21 protein-coding genes and 2 pseudogenes are annotated in these 24,993 nt (G+C 39.6%); 5 read left to right on the top strand and 18 right to left on the bottom strand.

Annotated features, from left to right (window positions below):
• Positions 1–265 precede the first annotated feature (265 nt).
• The 3 genes from F9Y84_RS19145 (at position 266) to F9Y84_RS19135 (ending at position 1,923) form a co-directional block, all read left to right on the top strand.
• Positions 266–604, top strand: coding sequence for a hypothetical protein (locus F9Y84_RS19145; RefSeq protein ID WP_147389522.1), 339 nt, complete (start codon positions 266–268; stop codon positions 602–604).
• Between the two features lie 49 nt (positions 605–653).
• Positions 654–1,732 (top strand): IS3 family transposase gene (locus F9Y84_RS19140; RefSeq protein WP_307724502.1). Its coding sequence is split into 2 segments (ribosomal slippage): positions 654–906 and positions 906–1,732, totalling 1,080 coding nucleotides; the frame shifts between segments, so codons are not numbered across the junction.
• 47 nt (positions 1,733–1,779) lie between these two features.
• The gene (locus F9Y84_RS19135; RefSeq protein WP_167508244.1) at positions 1,780–1,923 is read left to right on the top strand and encodes a hypothetical protein; all 144 of its coding nucleotides are present in this window, start codon (positions 1,780–1,782) and stop codon (positions 1,921–1,923) included.
• A 553-nt stretch (positions 1,924–2,476) separates the two neighbouring features.
• Here the strand turns inward: F9Y84_RS19135 and F9Y84_RS19130 are convergent.
• The 10 genes from F9Y84_RS19130 to F9Y84_RS19085 form a co-directional block, all read right to left on the bottom strand.
• Entirely contained in the window at positions 2,477–3,043 is a 567-nt protein-coding gene (locus F9Y84_RS19130; protein ID WP_167508246.1) for an iron-containing redox enzyme family protein, read from the bottom strand.
• 134 nt (positions 3,044–3,177) lie between these two features.
• A complete protein-coding gene (locus F9Y84_RS19125) occupies positions 3,178–3,834 on the bottom strand; it encodes an ATP-binding cassette domain-containing protein (RefSeq protein ID WP_147389525.1) in 657 nt (218 codons plus the stop codon).
• Positions 3,827–4,798 carry a hypothetical protein gene (locus F9Y84_RS19120; protein WP_147389526.1) on the bottom strand — a complete coding sequence of 324 codons (972 nt, stop codon included), beginning with the start codon at positions 4,796–4,798 and terminating at the stop codon, positions 3,827–3,829. The genes F9Y84_RS19125 and F9Y84_RS19120 overlap by 8 nt, the downstream gene beginning before the upstream one ends.
• 2 nt (positions 4,799–4,800) lie before the next feature.
• Positions 4,801–5,847, bottom strand: a complete 1,047-nt coding sequence (locus F9Y84_RS19115; RefSeq protein ID WP_147389527.1) for an ABC transporter substrate-binding protein — start codon at positions 5,845–5,847, stop codon at positions 4,801–4,803.
• A 295-nt stretch (positions 5,848–6,142) separates the two neighbouring features.
• Complete coding sequence (locus F9Y84_RS19110; RefSeq protein ID WP_147389528.1) at positions 6,143–7,096, bottom strand: ComEC/Rec2 family competence protein; 954 nt, start codon at positions 7,094–7,096, stop codon at positions 6,143–6,145.
• A gap of 19 nt (positions 7,097–7,115) precedes the next feature.
• The gene (cap2-3, locus tag F9Y84_RS19105) at positions 7,116–9,425 is read right to left on the bottom strand and encodes an anti-phage 6A-MBL system cap2_3 protein (protein ID WP_147389529.1); all 2,310 of its coding nucleotides are present in this window, start codon (positions 9,423–9,425) and stop codon (positions 7,116–7,118) included.
• The gene (gene mblB / locus F9Y84_RS19100) at positions 9,412–10,593 is read right to left on the bottom strand and encodes an anti-phage 6A-MBL system MBL-fold protein (protein WP_147389530.1); all 1,182 of its coding nucleotides are present in this window, start codon (positions 10,591–10,593) and stop codon (positions 9,412–9,414) included. Before mblB ends, cap2-3 begins: the two co-directional genes overlap by 14 nt.
• An 18-nt stretch (positions 10,594–10,611) precedes the next feature.
• Entirely contained in the window at positions 10,612–11,235 is a 624-nt protein-coding gene (locus F9Y84_RS19095; RefSeq protein ID WP_147389531.1) for a hypothetical protein, read from the bottom strand.
• A 284-nt stretch (positions 11,236–11,519) separates the two neighbouring features.
• Positions 11,520–12,260 carry an excalibur calcium-binding domain-containing protein gene (locus F9Y84_RS19090; protein ID WP_147389532.1) on the bottom strand — a complete coding sequence of 247 codons (741 nt, stop codon included), beginning with the start codon at positions 12,258–12,260 and terminating at the stop codon, positions 11,520–11,522.
• Positions 12,261–12,277: 17 nt separating this feature from the next.
• Complete coding sequence (locus F9Y84_RS19085) at positions 12,278–12,730, bottom strand: GNAT family N-acetyltransferase (RefSeq protein WP_147389533.1); 453 nt, start codon at positions 12,728–12,730, stop codon at positions 12,278–12,280.
• Positions 12,731–13,145: 415 nt separating this feature from the next.
• On the opposite strand from F9Y84_RS19085, the gene F9Y84_RS19080 reads away from it, so the two are divergent.
• Positions 13,146–14,954, top strand: coding sequence for a hypothetical protein (locus F9Y84_RS19080; protein ID WP_147389534.1), 1,809 nt, complete (start codon positions 13,146–13,148; stop codon positions 14,952–14,954).
• A 38-nt stretch (positions 14,955–14,992) separates the two neighbouring features.
• Positions 14,993–17,608, top strand: coding sequence for a UvrD-helicase domain-containing protein (locus F9Y84_RS19075; RefSeq protein ID WP_147389535.1), 2,616 nt, complete (start codon positions 14,993–14,995; stop codon positions 17,606–17,608).
• Here the strand turns inward: F9Y84_RS19075 and F9Y84_RS19070 are convergent.
• The 8 genes and pseudogenes from F9Y84_RS19070 to F9Y84_RS19040 form a co-directional block, all read right to left on the bottom strand.
• Positions 17,582–18,028, bottom strand: a complete 447-nt coding sequence (locus F9Y84_RS19070) for a hypothetical protein (protein ID WP_147389536.1) — start codon at positions 18,026–18,028, stop codon at positions 17,582–17,584. The genes F9Y84_RS19075 and F9Y84_RS19070 overlap by 27 nt on opposite strands.
• A 10-nt stretch (positions 18,029–18,038) precedes the next feature.
• Positions 18,039–18,650 (bottom strand): hypothetical protein, encoded by a 612-nt coding sequence (locus F9Y84_RS22315; RefSeq protein ID WP_225740671.1) that lies wholly within the window; start codon positions 18,648–18,650, stop codon positions 18,039–18,041.
• A 90-nt stretch (positions 18,651–18,740) separates the two neighbouring features.
• Positions 18,741–19,169, bottom strand: a pseudogene (locus F9Y84_RS22640) (TniQ family protein); the annotation flags it as partial.
• A complete protein-coding gene (locus F9Y84_RS19060) occupies positions 19,169–20,074 on the bottom strand; it encodes a TniB family NTP-binding protein (RefSeq protein ID WP_244297240.1) in 906 nt (301 codons plus the stop codon). The pseudogene F9Y84_RS22640 and the gene F9Y84_RS19060, both read right to left, overlap by 1 nt.
• On the bottom strand, positions 20,067–21,953 hold the full coding sequence (locus F9Y84_RS19055; RefSeq protein WP_147389538.1) for a Mu transposase C-terminal domain-containing protein: 1,887 nt from the start codon (positions 21,951–21,953) through the stop codon (positions 20,067–20,069). The genes F9Y84_RS19060 and F9Y84_RS19055 overlap by 8 nt, the downstream gene beginning before the upstream one ends.
• Positions 21,954–21,955: 2 nt before the next feature.
• Positions 21,956–22,612, bottom strand: a complete 657-nt coding sequence (locus F9Y84_RS19050) for a TnsA endonuclease N-terminal domain-containing protein (protein ID WP_147389539.1) — start codon at positions 22,610–22,612, stop codon at positions 21,956–21,958.
• 110 nt (positions 22,613–22,722) lie between these two features.
• Positions 22,723–23,613: pseudogene (locus F9Y84_RS19045) on the bottom strand (YifB family Mg chelatase-like AAA ATPase); the annotation flags it as partial.
• A gap of 16 nt (positions 23,614–23,629) precedes the next feature.
• Positions 23,630–24,244, bottom strand: coding sequence for a trimeric intracellular cation channel family protein (locus F9Y84_RS19040; RefSeq protein WP_128730829.1), 615 nt, complete (start codon positions 24,242–24,244; stop codon positions 23,630–23,632).
• Positions 24,245–24,993: the final 749 nt, after the last annotated feature.

The following is a 24,993-nucleotide window of genomic DNA, read 5'->3' as shown; positions in this document are numbered from 1 at the left end:
TTACCACGTTTGAACCTTTCACTGCGTGCACAGTGCAAGACGCAACCCCATAGACGTAAACGCAAAACTTCTAAAAAGAAGGGTGACCCGAACCAATAATTACATCCCACCTATTGAAAAACAGAGTTACCCCCCTCATACAGCACAGGAAGGCTTTAACGCCTGAATAAGCGAATATTTTAACAACAGATGGAGCTTTTATGGGTTATGAGGTGGATGTTTTAGCAGTTGAAGAAGAATCGCAAAGTAAGGTGGAAGAGTAACTATGCGCGGTCTTACTATTGCCGTTGTTGGCGTATTTTTAATTTCATTCCTATCTGGCGCGATTTATCTACTCGGGTTTGATGGATTGGCGCTGGTGAGGGATGATGCTGACTCGAAGCTTTTATCCCAAAGTATGTTGGCTTCAGGTGTAGGTGGTTCAATCTATTGCTTGCGGGGAGTTTATTTAAACGCTTGCGTATTCAATCGATGGACGCCTCAGTGGATGCCATGGTATTTCATCCGCCCATTTGTAAGTTTATTTTGTGGTGCAGTTGCTTTTATCTTTCTAAAAGCGGGATTGCTTGTAATGGAAGCGGAGTGTAACTCCCCCAAAAAATGAAACAGTTCATAAGTAGAATTTTCCATTAACTAAAATAGGAAAATTTACGATGAGAAAAAGCAAGTTCACCGAAACCCAAATTGTCAGCATGATCAAAGAATCTGAATCAGGTATTCCTGTGCCAGAAATCTGTCGCAAACATGGTATCGGCCAAAGTACGTTTTATAAATGGCGCTCAAAGTATGGCGGGATGGAAGCTTCAGACGTTAAGCGACTTAAAGAGCTTGAAGAAGAAAACCGTAAGCTAAAAGATATGTTTGCAACGCTTAGCCTAAAGCACTCGATGCTTGAGGATATCATCGCAAAAAAGCTGTAAAAACAAGTAGGCGCAGAGCTTGGGTAGAGCATTTAAGAGCTCAATTTAACGTCAGCGTCGCATTTGCTTGTGAAGTGGCAGGGTTAAGCCGCTCAGTTTTTTATTACAAACATAAACGACCGTCAGATGATGAAGTTATCGACGCATTACTTGCGCTGGTAGAGCGCCATCCTAGGTGGGGGCTGCCTAAGCTATTCAAAAGGCTTCGCAATAAAGGTAAGCCGTGGAATAAAAAGCGTGTTGAACGCGTTTACAACATGCTAAAACTAAACTTGAGACGTAAGGGAAAGCGCCGTGTTCCAACAAGAACACCTGAACCATTAAATGCACCGACACAACATAATGAATCGTGGTCAATGGACTTTATGAGTGACGCATTAAGCTATGGACATCGTTTTAGAACACTGAATGTGCTGGATGATTTCAACCGACAAGCACTGGCGATTGAGGTCGATACAAGCTTAACTTCTGAACGAGTTATTAGAACGCTACAACAAATTATTACTTGGCGAGGAAAACCAAAGCAGATTAGAGTGGACAATGGCCCAGAATTTACTTCAACGGCACTCGAAGATTGGGCAATGAAAAATGACATCAAGTTGGAATTTATAGAGCCAGGCAGTCCTTACCAAAATGGTTTTGTGGAAAGGTTTAATCGGAGTTACCGTGAAGAAGTGCTAGATTTATACTTGTTTGAGTCACTTCAAGAAGTACGTGAAATCACTGATGAGTGGTTAGATATTTATAATTATGAGCGACCACATGATTCACTAGGCGATATGACACCAATTGGTTACCTTGAGGCTGCATAAAATTCTACGAAATAGCTGTACTAAATTGGGTGGAGTTACAGGAGCAAGTGGATAATGCATCAAATTATGCTATATATGCCTTAGCCTTTATTGCTGGTTACAACGTTGATAAGTTTCTTAAAAAGATTGAAGCTCTGTCTAAAGAGATATTTGGTATCGACACCTCAAGAGCTAGTCAGGAAGAAGGATAAAATAATCGTCGGGGGATGATTTATTAACCCCGACGAGTTGCAAGGTCAGGATTACGAAAAGGTATCGAACCTATTAGCTGCTAGCTCGGCATTCCTTACTTGTGGGTCTCGAAATCTCGGCTTGCCGTGTTTTCAAATTCTGAGGGAGGCGGTTAAGGCCATACCTACAAAACACGCGACAAACGCCTGATATAGAAACTTTAAGTCCATGATAACGAGCTAAATACCAACTAATTTTAGCTTGTCCAAAATGATAGTTTTTACGCAGACATAAAATTTTCTCTTCGATTATTGGTTCAACGCGAACGGCTGGATTTTCAGTGCATGGCTTGGAGTTGGTTAACCCTGCTTCTCCTTTAGCTGCATAATCTTTTCTCCCCAATAGCGACAGGGTTTACTAACGTTTCTGGTTTCTTTTGCGTGACTTAATATTTTAAGCTTACGCCTAACTTCTTTTTCATCTTTGCCATTCATTTAAAACCTCAACTAACACATTATGAATATAAAGAAATGTACCAGCCAAGGACTAAAAGTTCACAACTTAATAGTACAACTAATAACAATTACACTCTTCTCGATAGTGATATGCTTTTTCCCAAAAGTTAACCAATTTAGAATTCACGTCTGACAGCCCACACTCATACATATCCAAAAAGTTCGGTTTCTTGTAGTAGTGAGCACATACATCAAGTATATCCGCAGCATGCTCCTTTTCTATATCAATATGGATAGTAAAAAAACGAAATGCGTTGTTCGGATAACCATTTACAGTTAGTGCATTATGCCACTTTTCTACCATTCTGCTAGACATGCTTTCAAAAGCAAATAGAGCCCCCAACTTAACCCCCATGTCATGATTGGAGTAATTATCTTTACAAGATTGCTCTAGTTCAATAGTCTCTTTCCACAAGCGATTTGGCTCAGGACGACTACAATCAAGTTGTAAGTAATAGAGAAACTCTCTATATATAGAAATATGATCTTTCCCAACATTTTCACCAATTTCTGAATAGAGATTATTAACTAAAATAGACAGTAGCTTTTCATCTCTACTAGTCGCGATTGCACCTGCAATGTGAAATGGAAAACCGAGAACTACATGGTAAAGTTGAACAGCCATTTCTCGTACCCATTCAGAATTCGAGCAAAGCTCAGAAAGAGAGTTTAGGCAATCATTGTTTAGAGTTTTCCCAGTTATAGTTGAATCAAGTTGGTTCTGACTCCAATTAGTAAAATTTTTCTCTTTAATTGACATTAATTCACCTGAATCGTTTCATCGGCAACTAATTGAAGCTTATTGCAATGAGTAGAAAAAATTATTATCTTGTCGCTAGATATATATTCTTTTATTAGTTCACAGGCTGTGTCAGTATTCCGACTAGAAATTTGTGAAGTAGGCTCATCCAATAGCACAACTTCTGAATCTGATATATGCATAGCCAGTAAAGCCAATAACTGCCTTTGACCGCCACTTATATGCTCAGAGTGCCTCCACTCGATTTCGCAAAGAAGCTTATCAAATATCTGATATTTATTTCTTGCCTCATCAATCCTTAGACCTGATTTATCCAGCAAACGTAGATACGTCATCGCGCATGTTTTTAATGGAAACATATACTCTGTTATCTGTGGTATGTAGAACATCGACTTTAGCAACTTGTCTAAATTTCTGATTTCGCATTGTTCGATGGACTCCGTACCGTCTCGTTCGACTTCAACTGCGCCTTTTAATGAAGGCATAGACCCTAGTAGCCCCTTGAACAAAGTACTTTTGCCACTACCATTGTCTCCTTTCAAATGGTAATGCAAACCAAACTTTAGTGTTAAGTTCAGGTTCGTTATAGGTGATATTTCGTTTCCGTTTTCATAGCCGTAACTACAATACAGTGATCGTATCCTTAATTCACGCACCTAAATTTTCCTTAACACTTTTCCCTGATAACTGAGCAACAACTCCAATGAGTCCCCAAACAAAAAATGTACCTATTGCTGTAAAAGCGTTTAGCATCCCTAGGCTCATCTCAAATTCTCTAAGTTTGAATCTAACCAATGTGATTACCACTGATAGAATCACGAGTAGGACAACAATAAATCCAATAGAATCAGTCTTTTTAACAATCCAATGAGAAAAACCACTAGCAGTACTGGATAGCTTTCGATTTGAAGGCAATGTTGCATACTCTTTTGCTGCCTTAACAATAAACATAGCTGCTAAGCCTGGAGCTATAGCTCCTAGAAAGGATACGCTGCTTAAGTTATTTGAGCTCGCGAACAATACTCCTCCCATCATCCCTATCGAGTTATAAATAATCATCGAATATAATAATAGTAAAGAGGAGTTCAATCCAAGAGACTTTGCAACAGACCTGTCTGCAATTCTTCTAGATAAGAAGATTGATTTCCCGAGACGTATTTTGTCAATAAAAGCAGCAATTATTGCTATTAAAAAAGCGATAGCAAGGGCAACCCCGGTCATAAAATCCATTGTTGTTGCTCCAAAATAGCGAGCTAGGGCCATTTCATCAGGTAAAAATCCGGATTGAGTAGTTCCTGAGTTTAGCCAAAAATTAAAGCTGTACGCAGCCAGAACTACAAGAAAGCCAGCGAAAAGAGGTGGCATTCTTAGCAAAGTAAAAAACCAAGTTATTAACGAATATAAAAATGAAAAAAATAGCACTAACAATAATGAGTAGATCAGAACTTCCCAGAGGGAGTCATTCCCAAACGTGATAAAGGCGATAACCATTCCTGTCGTAAAAGAGCTTTCAATTGTTAAGTCTGGGAACTGCCAATATTCAAAAGCTAAATATACAGATAATGTAATAGTTAAAATGTAGGGCAGCTCGCTAAGATATGTCGTGAAAAAATACATCATAATCATTTAGCTTTGTCGACCAAAATGATAGAACCTTCTTCTAACCCCATTCCTTTTAGTAGGCCAGCCTGATCACTATTCAGGTGAGAAGATAAAAACTGTTTGGAAATGTATAATTTGGAATTAGAAAAAATGTCTATGCGGCTTTCTTCATTAACTTCTTTATCCAGAACTACTTGAGCAACCTTTTCACCCAAAGCTATTCCTAACATATAAAAATCCACAGCATACGCCGCGTCAGCTCCTTTTGATATAGAAGCACTATCAGATGTAAAAACGGGTAGATTGGCATTGTGCGCTATCGAAACAACAGCCCCAATAGATCCAGAGACAGTGTTATCAGGTCCAACTTGAATAGCAGAGACACCTTTTGAAATCAAAGACCGTATTGCCAAAGGAACATCTACTGGAGAAGACACTGCTGAAGATATTAGGCAAAAACCTTCTTTCTCCAGCTGAAATTTGAGTTTATCGTATGCTAAAACGGAATTAGGTTCACCATCACTCATAGGGTAACCAATTCTTACACACTCCTCGTTACTTTCCTTTTTTGGCAGAACATTTGAAATAAGGGAAGCCATTCCTACATAATCAAAGTTAGTGACGAGACCATAAACATTATCTTTCCCATCAAAGCCTTTTTCTTTCCATAAGTCAGGATCATTTGAATTCGCAACGCCAATTGATACAGGATCGCTACTTGCACCAAAGAACACTTTAACATCGGGGTTTGAATTTGATATAGCAGCTTTAATACTTGGTGTGCCAAACGCTACAAGCGCCGAAGCTCCCTTTCGAGAAACTTGCCTAGACTGGAATACGGCTTCCTGAAACTGAAAGTTCGCATCATTCAAATGAAAGCTGATCTTATTTCCAGAATCATATTTACGAGCCCCCTCAATCACTCCGTCTTTAACTGTCAGTAAAAGAGGATGCGCCCCGTATAGCATGAGTTGCACTTCTAATTCATCCTGCAAGCTATTTTGCTTCTTTTCGCAGCCAGAAAGAAGTAAAAGTGCTGTCACTACTAACAATCTAGATAAAAACATTCGCTAACCCCACCCCCCCCATAAAACAAACAAAATTAACTATATATTAACTACAAGTCAAGTTTAATCTAGATCAAAGGAATGCGGAATATTTTTTCATCTATTTTCGTCAAAAACTAAGCCAACAACTATTTCCCAAGATATTAAAGGTGGCTGGTAACAGCCATACGCTTGGGTATCACAGACAAGTTCCTATACAACTGGGTGGCTAAAGCAAAGAAGTTACCCGCTAAGCGTCTAAGGGCAGAGCTTAAACAGATGACGGAAGAGCGAGACATATTAAAGGAGTTCGCGACTACTTTTTCAATTGGGGCTTACCATTCCTCTTACTAATCTTGGCCCTGATTGTATCCAGATTATGTTTTAAAATCTTTGACTTTCGAGCATAAAAATCATAACTACTTGAAATAGCAGAACTGTCTGCTTTTAGGTTTGTAACTCTATAATCACCAGTATGGTTTCCGACAGAGCAAATAATGACGTCACCAGTTTTAGTTGTGAACAATTTAACGCCATGCTTATGTAACAAATTACGTATTTCACGCTTCGGATGCTCAAATTTATTAGAATAATTAGCCGAAGCAATAGCGACTCTAGGTTTAACAGCTCTAATAAATGAAGATGTTGTAAAACCATTATTCGCCCCATGATGTGCGAGGATCATTATATCAGTTTCATTCTTAATAACTTTTTGCCTTCTCAAACCTGCTGCAATATTACAGCACTCTACATCACCTAAGCTTAACACGTTAAAGGAGCCTGAACGGAAGTGTTTAACCGTAGAGTTATTATTTGCATTCTTTTCATCGATCAGCTTTGGATGACTCAAGATATCTTTATATCCATAACTTTTAGCCGCATCCAAGCTTGATATGTATTTAGGTGTGACACTAATTACCTTTTTCGTATTATCTCCTGCCTTAAACTTTTTTATCAACTTTAGACACTCTTCTCCTGATGCTGTGTGTGGTTTATAGCCAGGATATTCTATTTTACTAGGGCTATATCTCGCCAAAATCCTTTCAAGTTCAGGCCTTGAGCAATGGTCTTGATCCCATGACGTAATATGTAAAGTATGAATAGTATTTACCCCACATAACTTCAACTCTTCGTTGATACTGCTCTCGTTGCATTCATTATAGCGTGCCTCGATGAGAGTAAAGCTTGTCCCGTTGAAGTATGAAAATGATGACCCTGCATTTTTTAGTTGATATGCTCTGAATCTAGTTACTCTTTTCTTTAATGTCATACTGTAAAACTACAATCCTTCAAGTTACGCTTTTGCTTGTTAAAATCACTTTCGTTTCTGAACGAGAGAGAGTTTTAACTGATATACTTATTTCTCCTTCCGCAACAACTAGCATAGCTGCGGGGAGTCCTTCGGTGTTGTTTATCTTACTTAGATGATCCAGTTGCAATATATCCAAAGAGCTAAGTGCCGATGACACACAATTTGGGTGTGAGTGCCATTCACCTATGTAACGTACAATATTTGCTGTACGTCTAGAGCTTTCCTCTAAAGTACCTAATACTCCCTCAGTTCCTCGAGAAAACTCAAACGGAGAAGATAGACTATTACTGGGCTCAGTACCTGCTAATACCAAAGAAATTGATTTAAGCTTAAGATCTATAAAACCAAGTAAAACTCCGCCCGTTTCATTCGGGAGGCTATTTTTTCTTTTCTCAATTAAACTACTTTCAATGTCCTCATCCCATATAACCTCCCAATCACCGACTTGTAAAGTTCTTGAAGGAGCCACTGGAACCTTGTCACAAGTTAAGCAAGCTGATTCATCATCAAAGGTCCATACAAATATCTGGGGCTTTTCACTTTCTAAAGCCAAGCGCAATTGACGTCCTATCATTGAAGAGTGAAGCTTAACTAATTCATTTGACAGAGATACCGATATATCTCTGCATCCCGCTCCAACCCAAAATTGCTCAAAACTACCATCCAAATGCTCTTTACCCCAAGAGTTGCTATGTAAGATTGCTCTATAATATTGAGCTTCTAGTGACATAGTTCTAGTATCTCTTTTTTTATCCTCTAACAATAAGACTGATGACATTCCATTTGGGGTTAAGAATACACTCGCAACTCTAGCTTTACAGTTAGCTCGATAAAGTTCTCTAGGCACTTCCAAGGTAGTTGTAGCGTCCACAATTAAATCTTTACTTTCAACCAGTTCCCTTATTTTTGGAAGGGCTACATCAAACTTACAAACATGTCTAAGGGAGCTTTCTATTGGAGATATATTGAATATATTAGAAAGATAGTCACTCAATACTTTTACTTTAGAGGACCCGACCCCCCAAGCACTAGATATATGACGAACTAGATTGTGAGGCTTTACAATGTCATCGTCGACAAAATCCCAGTTCCCCCACTTTTCTCTTGCCCAAATTTCGGCTAAAGAGCTACCTAGCGCCCCAACGCCAGCCAACACCCCCTCAAATTCACAATCTGTGTCTCGAAGCCCTGAAAACTTTCGTACCTCTTTCGCTGAAGGCATGAATTGAACTTCAGTAGGAAGTATCGCTTGTTGCTCCCAGTAGTCGGTTGGATTCGGTGTACCAAATATATCTAAAAACCACTTTTTCCTATCTGCTGGATTTCTTAAAAGAACACCTAAACTTTCACCAAAGAGCCCAATATTTACGTGAAGCAAAAACCCTTGTACGTCCATCCTCTCAATACGACCATTTCTCTTTCTTGGAATCCCCATAATGAGTAAGATTTTACTTTTTGAGTTTGTATCAATGCTTAATCCGCCTTGTTCTGGCACAATCCTGCGAATAGCATTCTGCAAGCTTTCTAGAAGGTCAACGCCTCTTAACTCTAGCCTCTCTTTTAGTTCACTAAGCTTGAACGGGTAACCTTCTACAGGGCCGTTTTCAATCGCCGAGGTTACTATTGTTATGGGTAGAATATATGGAAGTTCAGCATGAGTTTCTGAAAGTTCTGAGTTTATGTTCTCATATCTTCCTACTATTGTTTCTAAGGATGTTTCACTTTCATCTATTCTTCCAAAGATTAGGCCGAGGTTTTCTTGGTTGAATAAATCAAAATGCGTATCGGGAAGTACAAACTGATATTTACTTTTGAAGAACAACTGTTCAATAGGTTGATCACTTGGATGTATTGTTTCTTCCGCTGTTGAGCGCAGCCACCAAAAAATTCTTTTAACAAAGCTTTGCGCTGTCCATGTTCGCTCCACTGAAGGCCAAGGCTCATAATAGAGGCATAGTGATCTAGGCTCACCACCCTCTGTATGATTTTGATGTATTGAAAGTGGAAAGTCTTTCCTTAAAGCTCTCACATCCCAACAGAATTCTGCTTCGGGATTGTAACAGAGTGCTAAACGCTCAATTCGCTGTACCCCGATTGAATTATCTGTCTCAAATGTTCCATCCCCAAAATCAACAACCAAAGCTTCAAAGTTTTTTAAAACTCTAATTGCTTCAACAAACTCACAATCATTATGCTTTTCTACTACATCAAGCAAAGATAAAAGAGGTGTAGGTAGGTCATCTTTAACAATGACTTCTCCCCATGCAATAAACTCACTTTTTGTCATTTGAACCTGCTCGAGGAGGCGTCGTCGCCGCAGTCGCCATTGAAACTGAAGCTGCTGCAATACATAATTTAAATCCAGTATTCGTTGCCTCAACAACTAACGGTTTAGGTGCAGTTCTATTAGGCTCTTCTCCAGTACACTTAAATATACCTTTAACATCTCTCAAAATATCTTTGTATTCTCTCTTTGCTCTGATACAAGGTGGATCGTTATCATCATCTTCTATAGGTTTACTACTTGAGACTATAATCGCATCATCAAGACACTGACTAAGAGCTGCTTTTGCATCAGGGGAAACCTTCGCCTCTTCCTTTTTTTTCGACCAGCTATCATGTGATAAAGATCTCCATGAGCAGTGGTGCGGAGCAAGTAATAAATCATACTCTAAATCTGCACTATTGTATTCAGCCCAAATCTTCTCCCAGATAACCACTCCAGCATCCCCTCCAGCTAAAAATCGACTCAACTTGGAGCTATATTCAGATGATTTAACATGGAAATTAATAATTACACTGGAGTTATTTTTTGAAAGCTTCTCTTCGGTTTCTTCATCTTGCAAACTCAAAGGCCCAAGTAACTTTGAAGAAAGGTAATCAGTGGCAGTTCCGTTAATCCCATAAATAACATTACCGACCTTTTTTAGAATTGGCCCTAGATCATCCGTTTTACCATTTTCGTCTTCTCCAAGAATTAAGATCCGATCCCCGTTTGGAACTTGAAATTTATTACTCCGATTCTCTTTTACTCGTCTTCTAGCTTCCTTATTAAATGCTTTCGCATCGCTACAAAGAGGTTCACTTTTAGAAGCCCGTCTAAATACCATAGGGGATGACCATAGCTGCCGTATTACAATTCGTTTTTCTTCTTGTGGTTTATTGTCATCAGAATACTTGTCCAGTGAATCAAGCCAAAAGTGTTTTTCTAAGCCTAAACAGTGATCTTTGTCTGGGTGGCTCAATAGCATAGCGTCTACATATGGTCGATTATCGCTGTCTACTTTTATCTTTTCCCTTAGCTTTTTAGCAACATCGGGGGCCTTTTCATTCGGATCATCAGCAGCAGCCCTAATGTTGCAGTCAATTAATAACGAAGCCTTCTCATCATTTGCTAACTGGATCAGTGTCATATCACCATTATCGACTGGAAAAAACGTTATTTTTGCGCCCATTTATTATTCCTTACTATTTTATAAAGCTGCCGCAACAGCATTCATTACAAGCCTGTTTCCGCTGTTTCGAGCAGCGATAAGAGTTAAGAGCGATGAGCCAATTAGAATGTAATACACTGCTGTATTAATTGTACCTACAAACTCTATCTCCCCCCATACGCCCCAAGTAATGGCCACCACAAGCATGACAAAGAGCGCAGAAAAAACATCACGGTATAAAAGGAAGTCTCGATGTGCCTGAGTAACAGATTTTTCGTTAAGAACTGGTTTATAAATTTCTTTATACCAACGGCTATTTCTCTCAGAAGGGCAGAGTGAATCCTCGAATACGCTTGGCCATCTAGTGCATACATCTTCGAATGAAACTCTTATGTCTTTTTTACATAGCTCATCAACTCGACATGCTGGCATCTCATTTGATAAACGGGTAAAAACCAACTTATGCTTAAGGTTATGTGGAGTTAGGTTCGTTAATAGCACTAAAAAAGCCGAAAAGCCCAAGCTCAAAGCGCCAGTTATAAGAGCTTCCTCCCACGCTGGTATCACAGCAAAACTGTATTGAGCCCCCGCACATAAAAAGATCACCACTGTTAACAATGCTGTTATCTTTGGGTTATTCGCTGATTTTAAGTCTGAAGCCACTTTCCCTCTCAAATATAAGATAATTCATATTTAGTGCTATGATCCTATGCCCGTAACAATTGTAATAAAGGCAGGCTGCTTATTTTTCAACCTTTCGTATAAGTAATTAATAAATTTTCTGGTGGGTTCTAAATCTAGTGCTGCTTTGTACCGCTTACCCTTTTGTTCATATCTGTGACTGCCCCAGTTTTAGTACAGCTTCACAGCCTAAAAAATTCACTGCGTAAAAAGCGCCCTCTGAATTTTGAGAAAGCTTTTTGATTTGGCTAAATTGTAATGTAGGCTTAGTTCTCACATACTACACCATCTCCATCAGCGTCCTTCATGAACTTATAAGCTGGATGTTGGCTAAATACTGGCGTAATCTTGTGATTTTTAGCTTCAGAACAGCTTATACGACCATTCTTATTGTCATCATACATTTCTAAGGGACTTCCTTGTTCATCACCTTCTTGGTCTGAATTGCTAAGCCCAGAGTGAGGGTAGAATATCATTTCAAATGAACTACATGCGGATAGAGTTCTCTCTAAAACTTCAGCTTCATTTCTATCAACACTTAGACTGTACTTGGTTTTAATTTGAAGCACTCTACTAGCAAACCAACACTGATTTTTTTCTGGCATCCACTCACCAGCATCATAACCACACTTTCCACCAATATTGCATCGATTCACTATCGGCGCCGCCAATGTTAAATTGAGCAAGTCTGTAGCAAACTGCACGCGCATTTCATTTGACGCGGCACATAAGCCACTATCATGACCTTCACTAGCTGCGACTATGTGCTCTATGTCCGTATCGGTATCCGACTCAAAATAGGAACCAGTATATGGCCCATAAACCACTCCCCCCATACTAGCAACAATCTCATCCTCGACACTTTGAGGATAAGGGTATTGGGCTTTTTTGTTATAAGGTGAACACCTATTTTCCTGCTCAACAACTAACCCGCGCCATGTTTCTTCTGCAATTGAGAAATGGCTAACGGTCAATAATACCCATGACATCAGTGAATTTTTAATCATCCTGTTATTCTCAGCTTTTAGTTGAATTCATAAATACCTAATTCATTGCCCAAACCACCTAACTTCGCCAATTGGTCGAAATCAGGCGTATTCATGAGGCCACCATTTGATGGGTAAAGAAACCACGCCCTATCATATCTATTGTCAATAAAAACCTTAAAACCACACTTTTCGTAGAATCGGTGTACTCGATAGTCATCTTTTTGAGTATGCCCAAATATATAGTCCATGCGCTTTTCTTTAGCATATTCAAATGCATGTTCGATTAAAATTGAACCGAACCCCTTACCTCTAAAGTCTTCTGGTTCTTCGTTAATCCAGAGGTCTCGGATCTCAAGCCGACCATCTCTATCATACATCTGCAAATAACCTATGTGCTCTATAGGAGAAAGTCTTTCAATTTCAAAGCGATCAGATTCAGAGCAAATCAGCAATCTAAAGTTGTGTTCCTTGTACTCTTGTACTTGCATATGTTCCTCATTAATTTACCTTACAGTTTGGTCAGCAAGCTGTTGACCAATTTCCCACTGAATAAACCTTCGACGGTGTGTACTCATTATTTACTTCGTAATTTGGTTCAATTACTAGCTTATTTACTACACCTGTTGAGAAATAACTTTTAAATGAACTCCACCATGCTATTTCCATCCCAAGGGCATAGCTGGGATTATCAATACGTTTAATCAACATCTCAGAGCTGCAACCCAAAATAAAATCAAGCCTTTTTCACTAGAAATCAAAAATTAACTAGCAATTAATGTAGAACTACATCACTATGGTGTTCCAGTTAAGTTTACATGCGTTTAATTTTGTGTAAATAAGGATATTATGGTTTCTGGTTTTAATATTAATGCACTAACAAATTACGATAGCCGATATTGGCGAGTGGATTGGTTTGGCTATCTAAGTTACGAGGACAAATCAGGTCAGCGCAGAAGCGAGCCACTTGTTGACGTCTACTTATCTCCATTTATCGAGCAGCCAACCCCTGATAGCCTAAATTATAAGTTTTCTACAGATTTTAAACAGTCTAATATCGTTACTGTGCCTGTAAGTTACCTCAGAATTCTTAGGTTGGGTGATGTTTGGCATAAAGGAAAGCGAGTTTTACTGTCACATTCAGATAAAATGCGCGAGAAGTTCGATGTAACTATAAATTCAGAGTTAACCTATACAGCCACAGCAGGCGCCAAAGGCAACCTCGATGAATTTTTACTTCCGTTTCCCCACCACCCATATCATGGAAACGCGACAAAAGTTCACTGCGAATTTGTAGAAATAGACGAAGGCAACATAGTTATCTTCCCTCACTATGTGCTTCTGCAGGCTTATTTTGCTAGGTCTCAATATGTTTTTCAGCAGTTATTCAAATTTGGCTTGCAGTTCAACTCACTATACGATCCCACGCAGTCATATATTGACAATGACGGGCATGCGTTCATTTTGTTAAAAAAGTGGACTCCTGATTCTGCAGCTTCGGAAATTGCAAGGCTCGCTTTCGATGATGTGGCAGCAAAAGCAGTAAGAAAGCTCAGTGAAGGTTTATCACTGCAAAATACAAACAAAAGAAATATTAGCCCAAAGCTATCATTTCCCTTCCAAGGTGAGACAACATTAGACGTGTATGGAAAATGGTGTCCTCTAGCTTCTAAAAAAGGGCACGTATTCATTGTTTATGATATTTTAAGTTGCACTGCCAGTTATCCGTTTACGTCACTTACATACTTTAGAGATAATCCTGGTGATAAAAACCCAATAAAGAAACCACCTTTGGGTGGAAAAAATAATGGAACTCCACCTAAAAGCAGGCCCAAGCCACCTCCTGAAAAAAATGATATTGATTTGCATCCAGAAAGTGAACCAAGAAGTAACATAGATGATCTTCTTGTCGAAGGGAGAGCTGTTACTCAGTTCCCAGATTTGATGAATAAGAGTATCGAGAAAGAAAGACAAAAAGACCATTTGGATGAAAGTTCAAAATCATCGCCTTTGCCTAGTGATGATGATCTTAATGGCGGCAATACAGGAGATGGTGATGGTCGGGGTAGAACCGTACCAATTAGCTTTATTCCACCTTCTCTAGAGCAAAAGCATAAAAATAAGTATAAATTTAGGGAAAAGCTTTGCCGTCTTGCATTATTCTCACAACTGCTCAGTGAGCTATCCAACTGTCCGAGGGTCACAAATACTGAAATCATCAGCGTCTATGGTAATCTTGGCAAAGAGGAGCGTAATCACTCTTACTTTCCAACAACATATTTGGGATCTGGTAAAACTTCTACATGGCAGTATATCCACTACATCAAAGAACTTGGCTTTATAGCAAAAGGTGATGAAAAGTATCGTCATCGAAGAGCTATTATCGCCAAATTGACCGTTGCAAACTCACTAACCGTTTTTTTAGCCGAAGCAGAGAGGAGAGTAGTCAAAGTTACGGAAGGATGGATAGAGTTAGATACACCAGCAATATTATTAGCGCTTGATCGAAATGAAGACAGCATTTCAGAATTTCATCTACATAACTTATTGAGCCAATCAGCGGAAGATAGAGGGAAGTGGGATCACACTCAGTTGCCTCCTAATGTTGAAAGTTGGTCATTAAGGCATGCTGCAAATGATTCTATCGAATCTGGTGATTATGTTCACCGACAAAAGAACATCATTGAGAAACACTTAGGGTTTAGATTCACCTAAACCCTCAGGGACCACTCACACCTGAAGGTAGTCACACAATGGCAAAAAAGAAAACCCAAAGAAGAAAAACCAACTCTTTGCTAAGTCCATTTAGCCCAAGCAACCTCATCTACTTAAAAGAAACGTTAGATAAACACAGAGCCCTATTTACTAAAAAACGTAGAGAATTTAAAGAGCTAGCAACACAGTTTAGTAACGAAAAAGATATGCATAAGCACATGCTTATCCAAGAAAAACGTAGACGCCAAACTGTTAGAAGTACTTACAAACAGAGGTTTTCGGACTTGAAGGAACATATTTGGGAAGTTCATGGTATACCTGAGTTTGCTCCAAAAGAGGTTAAACTGCTGAAAAACAAAGCTATAGTTCCTAGCGAAAAAATAAATAGAATGGAGGCGATCAAAGAAAGGCTTGTTGAAGAAGTCCGCATAATAAATGAAATTGAAGCTACAAAGCAAAAACCTAACTTCATTCGAATAAGCGAAGAGCAAGAAAAAATGCTCTTTTCTACTAATACAGCAACCAATGTCATAGCTGGTGCGGGTAGCGGTAAATCAACAACACTGATCCTCAGAGTAATTCTGTTACACAAGCATATGGATATACCGTTTGACAAAATTACAGTGTGTACTTTCACCGTAGAGTCCAGACGCGAGTTCATTGATAGCCTAATAGCTAGATTAAGACAATTTGGTCAAGAGCTGTCCTATAACGACGCCCGTGCGGTCGTGCGAACATTTCATTCACTTGCCTATGAAATTCATAACAAGTTAGGTAATAAGTCCAGATCTTTACTTTTCGAATTCAAGTCTCAAAAACCTGCTGATGATGATCCATATGGAGTAAACATTGAGAACCTCATGCAACCTCAAGAAGGTAATGCAGAGCAAACCAATTCAGAAGAGGTTTCAGAAAAGTTAGTGTTAATGGTCACCCTCTATAAAGAGTTATACACTGAAAATAGGTCTTTCCGTCAAGTTATAAATAAACTCTTCAAATACTCCCTAGAAGGTGAGCGTAGGCGAGCATTAGAGAATAAAAAGGACGTAAGTGATAAGTGTGACTGGATACGCGGCTATGAACAAACTTACATTGAGTATTGCTCCCAATACTGGCAACAAAGACATTCTGAAATACTGAACAGAATGTCAAAATATCTTGTCACTTCTAACGAAACTGAAAAGGTCATACTATCTGACAAAACATTTCACTTCCAGTATCACTATCACTTGCCAAAAACTAACGCAAAAATCTGCCTTAGCGTCAAAAATAAAGTACTCCAGAAGAACAAGGTTACATTTGGTGAAAAGAAACAAGTTGCCAGTGTAGTCGAATATTACAGGCGGATTGTATTGTTGAATGGGAGCGCCAACTATTACCTTGTCGACGACATAAAAACACTGCTTTGCTTTTTGTCGTATGAAGAATTCGAATTAGAGCGCTATGTAGATACCATTCCCGTTCCTGACTTTAGTTATGTATGCGAGGGAGATTTACCTGCAAAAAGCGATAATAGAATTGATAGTTTACTTGTTTCTGAATTTAGTAAGCTTATCGATTTCTCTTACTCAATTGGTAAACCACTATACGCTTTATCTGAGAAGCAATTAAACTTATTCAGCAATGCAGGAAGTAAAGTGACAGAGTCAGATCAACTTTTCCTTAAACTTGCACGGTTTTTCCATGCTTCATGGATAAACAGGCTAAAGAGCAAACAACTAACGACATTTGACGATGTATTTCATCGCTTTGGCACTCCAAGCGATATTGAATATAACAAGTTAGATATTCGCTTATTAGGAAAACTTCAGCACTTACTAATCGATGAATTTCAAGACATTTCCCCCCTAATCGCTAAATTTTTAAATGAGTTGAAGAAGCAATTACACCAAAACCAGATAATTCAGGATGGTACATTAATAAGTGTTGGTGATGATAACCAATCTATATATGGATGGCGAGGCAGCTCCCCACAGTACATATTAAATTACAAGTCATGCTTCGACTTGTCTCACGATGAACACCCCGTCAAGTTAGAGAGTAACTACAGGTGCTCAAGTAAAGTACTCAATTTAGGTGCCCGAGTACTTGCAAAACTGCCTGAGAGCGCTAAAAGTGATAAGAAGATCAAACATGCAAGGCCTGATGCTGATACTCCCTTATCATGTGTTGAGCTACACCCCCCTATAATTAATAAAAAGAACCAATCAGCAATAAATTTCGAATTGGCTGCACAGTTACTGGAAGTCGAAGCAAACAAACCTGAGATAACACCTGACAACCCTATTTACCTCCTCTGTACCACTAGGAGACTGACAAAAAAAAGCAGCAACCAAACATGGTACGCTGCAATAGAGCGCTTGAAGAAACAAGAAAAAATTAAAGTTTTAACTGTTCACGCCAGTAAAGGTCTCGAAGCACAAACCGTTTTCTTGGTTGGTGATGCTGTGCCACCCAACAGGCACCCAATACGTGATGTTTTGTGCCAGATAGCAAATATAAAAGGTGGCTACACACGTATGCAAACAGAGGAAAAATACCGAGTTGCATACGTTGGAGTAACCCGAGCAAAGAACAAACTTTTTTGGTTTGCTGAGTCTCTAGAATCAAAGAATAACCTTTTGGCCTCACTTTTCCCCAAAAGCATCAACTAAGTTTTCCTTACCGAATAGGCTAATTGGACAGTACTGACGAATTGCTCGTGGTGCCCATTTAGCCCTACTAGCAATCAATGCTGAATAGGCTGGTGAGTTTTCGCTTTCCAGATCAGCCAGTACCCACGTGTCAAGTTGAGCAAGATCCGATGAACGCTCTACCAGCTCAATGAACATATCTAGCCACTCGTTCGCATTTTGGCTATTCCAATCGTGGTTTATACCAAGGTATTCCGTGTACCACATTGGTATTTTATACTTCCAATTCGATAGGTTGTTATAGATGTCAGCTTCTTGGTCGTAAAATTTAAGTAACATCAAAACTAGCTCTTCTTTATCTAAAGAGCTTAAGTAATGTTCCATACCTTTTTGGCAGTAATTTCGTTTAAGGTAAAAATCAAATACGCTGTCTTGGGTCATTCTGATACTCCTAAAAATTCCTGTTGAATTTTGCTATTTGCTGCTTAAAAACATTTTTTATTGACATTGAGTCCGCATATCCCATGAACTTATTCAACTGAAGAAGGCTTAGTTTCTTCCCGCTAGCTTGCATGCACGTTATCGCAGCCTCCACACTTTCCGCAGAAGGGCCTGAGTTGGGGTTAAATATCAAAGGCTTTATTTCTTTATCAAGCCAAAAAGGAAGGGGGTTCCTTTGCCTAGTTATCGAGGTTAACTCTGAGTACCTTATATCGAGGCTTTGAAGGATATCTAAGAAATTTAATGGCCAATCTCGAAACAAGCCTGTGAGTTTACACATACACCTGTAGCGAATCTGGTGCTCCATAATGTCAGGATCTATAGAGCGCGTTGTAATTTCCTTTTTATACTTTTTTTGTGCGACGACACGGATTAAATGCCTTAGTACTAAAAAAACTGAAAATGAATATATCCATGCGAGGCTAAAAGCTAATTGCCAATATCCTGCTTTTAAAACTGCTTTATAAAAAAGAGTATCAATTACCACACCTTTTTTGGCGCTTAGTATAGGCGCTTCTGTTAATTGACAACCACAGTGATAACACTGTGTGATATCTCCCAAAAAAGGCTTTTTATGAGGCTGCCTTATATCGTTTAATAGTGGTTTTACAGGCTTGAGGCATTGAGGACATCTATCATGGAGTTGACAAGCATGCTTTGTACACACTGTAATGAAAGATATTCGCCAGGCTTTCTTATAGTAGGGCTTTTGCTCAGCCAAGCAACTCGGACAATACTGTAAACAAAACCGTTTATCTGAATTCTTTTTGATCCCTGTTTGCAGTATGCACGTTTTTCTCTGTGCTTTAGGAGTTGGCATTGAATAAAGTAGCCCTGCATAACTATCTAACGATGTTTCCCAAGCGTTTTGATATGGTGTCCTAAGTAATAGAGAAAGCGTTCGAAGTACCTCATTATTAACCGAGTTATCAATATCGTAATAACGCCTATTTAACTCTGGTAGCAGTAAATGACAAAATGAAAAGACGTTTTGCCCATTGGCTCTAGCTGCGCGATACACCCATGATGAGAACAACTCATCAGGCATAGGTTGCGGATGCACTGGCAAAACTCTATTCATCAAGCATTCCCTTTTTTGCGTTCTCTTGGAGATTCATAATCAATCTCGTTAAGCAATTCCAGAGTGATAGTTTCGGTTCCATTTCTTATTGCTAATATGGCAGCTTGAGTGAGAATGTCAGACACCTCGCCAAGAAGCCCCTCACTCATAAAGTGAATTTTCTGGGCGATAACTTTACGCTTTAGATTTGATGCCTTAGCTAAAGGTAACATCAACTCAAAACTTGCTAATAAGCGACGAAAATCAGTATCAAACTCCCACCTTGGTAACAGAGAAGGCTTAAAGCGATTATCCAATTGGGGGTCTGTTTTTATCGCTCTTAATGCATCTTTGGTTCCTAGGCCAACAATGGGGATTTTTAATTCATTACTTAAGTTGCGGATTACGCTTAGAAAAACCCGCTGTTTATCCAAAGGGCCAGCTAATAAAGAATGTATCTCATCTATGATAAGCATTCTCACGTTGCAAGCTGCCATGATTGTTTTCACTTGATGATACTTTTTCTCGGCAGAATCTGATGGTCTAAAAGGCGCAAATAACTTGGATAAGATATTGCTATACAGTCTGGATTCGCTTGGTGTAGGAGGCGACTGAATGAACAATGCGGGTATAACAATACCTTCATTATCTTCACGCTCATACGCAGGATGTAAATCAATAAATCGCTCAGCTATCATCGTCTTACCGCTATTGCTGTCTCCCACAAGCAACATACATGGCATACGGTGTTTTTTAGGATAGAGCAGCAAATCTTCAAGCTTGCCTAATATATCCTTGGCTTTGGAATAACCAATCCACCTTGACGATAAGATATATTCAATGCGCGCTGTGTCACTTTTGGTGAGCTGCCTCTGTACTTCTTTATTTAAATGAGGGTAAGAATTATTGGATGTATGTTCAATCACGGCGCACCTCTAACATTTCATCAAAAGGCTGAATATCGTCGTCATCTTCTTCATCTACGAACTGTGCATTGGGTATCACCTCTGAAGGTTCTGGCGATACCACTGCGTTTTTCTCAGCATGTTTTCTACGTTGAACTGCCTTTCGACTTTTTTTGGTTTTGATAACAGCTTCCTGCTCTATTTCCCTCATAGTCTCAAGCGCACTAAATATTGAGTCTTCATTGACATGCATGACTCCGTCATCTTTAAGCTTTTTCTGTACTTTCCTAAGCTCCCATATCGTCATAGGTGGATGAGCCGTATTTCTATATGGAATAGGGAAGTAACACTTGAGCTGCGGGTCAAAGAACCATACTGTGCTAATGTCTCGAGGGTCTCGGCGGCATATGAATTTTTTCTTCAACTTACTGCGACCTTCCACTGTCGCATTAACCCACACTCTCAATACATCACTGTAATAGCAGATATCATCAATTCGAATTCCATAATCCTGTACGGTCCTCTCGACGTAGGGAAGAAGGTTAATTTTAAGTGTTTCCTCATCCTCCACTTTCCTTGGCATCCCAACACCTTTCGTATTTTGGGTACCTAAAACCCCTTCTTCAAACCTTTGATATGGTGTAGTGTTAATGCCCGAGTGAAACTTATGGTGATAGGATTTAGTAATAAGCACTGTCAACCAGTGCTCAAACTCCTTTAAAGTTAACGCTGATTGCTTGTCAGAATCGTAGCCTCTTCGCTGCTGAATATTTGAGAATGTCGTTCCCGGTAATGTATGTATTTCTTTAGCAAAAGTGCCAAGTAAACGTTCAATATGTCCCCCAAAATGAGGCCTAGAAACTGGACGCCACTCTATTGTAAAGGAGTACTCTTGACATGCCTTTTTAAGCATATTACCACGAAACTCTTTCGCGTTATCTGCATGCACTGTTCTTGGAATACCCCAGCATGGCCAAGAAGCATCAATGTCATACTCAGCTAAAAACTTCTCCTTTGGTAAAATGACATTAGCGAGACACATACCAACTGACAACGCACTAGGTTTTTCAAAAGATATATAAAAGCCAACGACCATTCGGCTATAGACATCAATGGCCATGGTTATCCAAGGACGCTCAAGGGGGAGTCTGTATACATCATCAACCATAATGACATCTAACGGTGTATGATCTATTTGAATCACCGCATAGGGATAATCAGCGTGTGGAAATTCACCTTGATTCATGTGTAAAGCATCATGGATTTGATCTTTACTGAAACGTTTACGTATTTTTAAGTCTTCAGATAAACTTTTGATCCGATTCCTAACTGTATTGACGTGTGGCGCTTTCAGTCCTTCTTTTCTGCATTCCAATTGAACCAAACGATGTACGGCTGCAACAGACTTTCTTTGCTTATTTAGATATTCATTTTCAATACACTCATCTATAATTTTTTCCACCTCACTAGAGAGCTTAGTCGAGCCTGCGTCACTTCTAGATTTTGGTGTCAATATCATCACCGATGGGTCAGCCTCGTAGAGCCTTAACCATTTGTAAACAGTATTAAAGTGAAGGCCATGCTCTGTAGCAACCATCTTCACATCGTCAACTGTTCTGCCGTGTTTATGAACCAACGGCTGGATTATTTCCAACCTTTGCTGAGCTATGTTCCAATCATCATCTTCAATTGCATCAATGACGCTCAAACGTTGCTCTTCTGGAGAGGGAGGTGATAAAGATAACTCTGAAATTCTTAGTTTTTCAATTTTCTTTGTCGTGAAGCATTCCGCTAATACATAATCCAAATTGATTATCTGCAAAATGATGTAATGTGTGCCATTGTGATAGGCTGAACTGCCTTGTTGTAATGTGAATTCCTTCCGCTTTTTTCTTGGCATTGCTATCTCTCCAACCAAATGCGTGATGACATGGTGATGGGTAGATTCAAGTCTAGCGATATCCTTTTAGCTGCAATTAGCCACCAAACAGAAGGAAGCAGTTCTGCTTGAGCCCATTTGTCGTGAAAAAGCGATTTAATCAGTTGCTCGACTGTACACTCCCTCATAGCGAGTAATGCATTAAGAATTAGATGCTCGTGAGATTCATCAAGCTTTTCACGTAAGTAAGGCTGCAAAAAACGGGCATTTTCCATATAGACGGTTCGTATTTCATGCTCAGTAAATAGTTTAAAATACCAACCTTGTTCCTTCGCGTACCGAATAGCTGCTTTGAATTTGGGCTTGAGCTCTCCCCAGTTCTTTTGAATATCACTGCGATATTTAATTTCGCACAGTATAATGTCGCTACTCGGAAAGCCTGAATGCTTAGGCCTATAATTGACTAATACATCAGGTGTGTACTGCCTCTCTCGCCCATTGGTATCTAGCCAAGAAATACACACAGGTTGAACATCATAACTTTCCACACCACTGTCAAATTCAATCATGGTTAAAAAGTCACGCTCAAGTGACGATTCAAAAAATGCACCTTTGGCTTTTTGAGAGTTTGCCAACCCTGTAAGGTTGCGATAATTTTTTGGTATAGCACGTACAGACATAAAATAACCATCACTTATTAAGAGTGTAGATTCCGAATTAAAACACAATATCAGTGTAGATATTATCCGATAGCTGTGTAGAATTTAAACGTGTTCTCTAATTATTACTCTATAGCGATGTAATTGTCATTAGGGTTTGATGAACCTCCGACTAATGCAACTGCAGAGCAGGTATGATGGGGAGCTCTAAATGGACGCATTTTCCAGTTAGATTGGTTGATTGGTTTTCCTAAAATAGAATAAATTGATGCCGTTTCTAGTGCTTGCTGATCCGTCATTTTTGGCATTATGGTCGGTAGTCGTTGTGCTAGCATCGACTTTCCTGTACCGGGAGGCCCTAAAAAAAGGACGTTGTGACCACCCGCTGCTGCAATTTCTAGTACTCTTTTTGCCCCTTCTTGACCTTTGACTTCTGCCATATCTGTTGCAGAATCAATATCTTGAGGTAACTGTTGCACGATATGATATTTCTGGTTAATTTCCAATGGTGATTGGCCGCTTAAATGCGACCAAGCCATTTTTAAATTATCTAGCGGCACACGAATGGCAGCAGAAGCTAAGCTCGCAACAACATCGTTAGCAAGAGGTAAGTAGCACGCTCTGCTTTTTGTTGCTGCTGCCATTACTGAAGGCAGAATTGCCGTTATCTCTCTCAATTCACCATTCAATGCAAGTTCCCCGTAGAACTCTTTATCGATTACAGATTGACTATCTAGCTGACCTGAAGCGACTAAAATCCCCACAGCTATCGCTAAGTCAAATCGTCCACCCTCTTTAGGTAAGTCAGCTGGCGCTAGATTCACAGTGATTCTTTGCTCAGGAAACAAAAAGCCAGTATTTGTCATCGCACTTCGGACTCGCTCTTTTGCTTCCTTAACCGATGCCTCTGGCAAGCCCACTATATTGAAAGCAGGTAAACCATTGCTTAAGTGAACTTCAACAATGACCTCTGGTGCTGTGATCCCAACTTGTGCGCGTGTGAACACTTTTGCTAAAGACATCCATGTCTCCTAATAATTAGTTTGGATATTTAAAAACGTGCAAAACCAAATTGTATCTCATTGCAGCAAGACGTAAGAATAGTGTCGACGCCATAGATAAGAGCATCACATACTCTGTTGCTAAACCCAGTTTAATAGTTTGAGTATAGACTATCCCTCCAAAAATACAGGTAATAGCGTATAACTCACCTTTTAATAACAGTGGAATTTCTCTGGCCAATACATCGCGGATCACTCCGCCAAAGCAGCCCGTTAATACCCCCATAATGATTGCTGTCATATCAGGCATACCTATACTTAGCGCTTTTTGAACCCCCATTACAGCAAAAAATGCAAGTCCTATTGCATCGGCAATTTGCAGTAAGGTGCGCGGAATATTTTCGTGTCGGTTAAGCCAAAAGATGCTGATAAGAACCGCGCACAATATGGCGTATATATAACTAGTATCATGTAGCCAAAAAACGGGTTGGTCTAAAATTAAATCCCTGATAGTGCCGCCGCCAATACCTGTTGCAGCAGCAAGAACAATCACTCCAAAGCCATCCATATGCTTGCTATGCGCAATTAGCGTTCCTGATATGGCAAAGACCATTACCCCTAAAAGATCAAACCAATGGTAGAGTTCTGTCATTTTGTATTAAGTAATGAGGAAAAAGAGAAATCATAGCTAAGATCCAAAGCAAAGGGTAGTCGAACAAGCTGCTTTGCTACTAGAAAGCTTCATTAATGAGTCCAATGTCATACAAATGAGCGATAAAGCAAAAAACCCGCTGCATCTCTGCAATGGATTTGACGTACATGGATATACTAATGTCGATTAGAACCATGGATGGATGCTGTTAATCAACCTTTAATGAGGCTCTTGCTTGCTACGAAGTAGGATGTTCTGCTTTCAGATACACGCAATGAGAGCGAGGCTACGCTTCGTAGCTCTTAGGGGTAAACACATGTAGGCTTCTTTATTCTTTTTGTTTGGCAAGCACAATGGCTCGGCGGGTAAACCGCCTCCTACCACAGTGCAGTATTTTGTTGATGTCGTGGTGGGAGCGAGTTTAGCTCGCGATGTTACAGAGTAGACTGTTTTATTCTTTTTGTTTGGCAAACCCAACAGCTCGGCGGGTAAACCGCCTCCTACCAATGCAGCACTTTGTTGATGTCGTGGTGGGTGCGAGTTTACCTCGTGATGCAACAAAGTAGGATGCTTTATCCTTTTTGTTTGGCAAACCCAACAGCTCGGCGGGTAAACCGCCCCTTACCAGTGCTGCACTATGTTGATGTTGTGGTGGGAGTGAGTTTACCTCGCGATGTGTTGATTGCTTTGTAATGTATTGATTGCTTTTCGAGGTGTTGATTATCTTGTGAGGTTTTCTTTTCAAATCC

This window comes from Pseudoalteromonas peptidolytica (genome assembly GCF_012641745.1).
Lineage (GTDB): Bacteria > Pseudomonadota > Gammaproteobacteria > Enterobacterales > Alteromonadaceae > Pseudoalteromonas > Pseudoalteromonas peptidolytica.
Note: the sequence above shows the minus strand (reverse complement) of the source record. Positions and strands in the feature narration are given on the sequence as shown.

Coding starts and splice junctions, on each gene's coding strand:
- F9Y84_RS19145 (WP_147389522.1), top strand. CDS start 266: ATGCGCGGTCTTACTATTGCCGTTGTTGGCGTATTTTTAATTTCATTC.
- F9Y84_RS19130 (WP_167508246.1), bottom strand. CDS start 3,043: ATGGCTGTTCAACTTTACCATGTAGTTCTCGGTTTTCCATTTCACATT.
- F9Y84_RS19120 (WP_147389526.1), bottom strand. CDS start 4,798: ATGATGTATTTTTTCACGACATATCTTAGCGAGCTGCCCTACATTTTA.
- F9Y84_RS19115 (WP_147389527.1), bottom strand. CDS start 5,847: ATGTTTTTATCTAGATTGTTAGTAGTGACAGCACTTTTACTTCTTTCT.
- F9Y84_RS19110 (WP_147389528.1), bottom strand. CDS start 7,096: ATGACATTAAAGAAAAGAGTAACTAGATTCAGAGCATATCAACTAAAA.
- cap2-3 (WP_147389529.1), bottom strand. CDS start 9,425: ATGACAAAAAGTGAGTTTATTGCATGGGGAGAAGTCATTGTTAAAGAT.
- mblB (WP_147389530.1), bottom strand. CDS start 10,593: ATGGGCGCAAAAATAACGTTTTTTCCAGTCGATAATGGTGATATGACA.
- F9Y84_RS19090 (WP_147389532.1), bottom strand. CDS start 12,260: ATGATTAAAAATTCACTGATGTCATGGGTATTATTGACCGTTAGCCAT.
- F9Y84_RS19085 (WP_147389533.1), bottom strand. CDS start 12,730: ATGCAAGTACAAGAGTACAAGGAACACAACTTTAGATTGCTGATTTGC.
- F9Y84_RS19075 (WP_147389535.1), top strand. CDS start 14,993: ATGGCAAAAAAGAAAACCCAAAGAAGAAAAACCAACTCTTTGCTAAGT.
- F9Y84_RS19070 (WP_147389536.1), bottom strand. CDS start 18,028: ATGACCCAAGACAGCGTATTTGATTTTTACCTTAAACGAAATTACTGC.
- F9Y84_RS19055 (WP_147389538.1), bottom strand. CDS start 21,953: ATGCCAAGAAAAAAGCGGAAGGAATTCACATTACAACAAGGCAGTTCA.
- F9Y84_RS19050 (WP_147389539.1), bottom strand. CDS start 22,612: ATGTCTGTACGTGCTATACCAAAAAATTATCGCAACCTTACAGGGTTG.
- F9Y84_RS19040 (WP_128730829.1), bottom strand. CDS start 24,244: ATGACAGAACTCTACCATTGGTTTGATCTTTTAGGGGTAATGGTCTTT.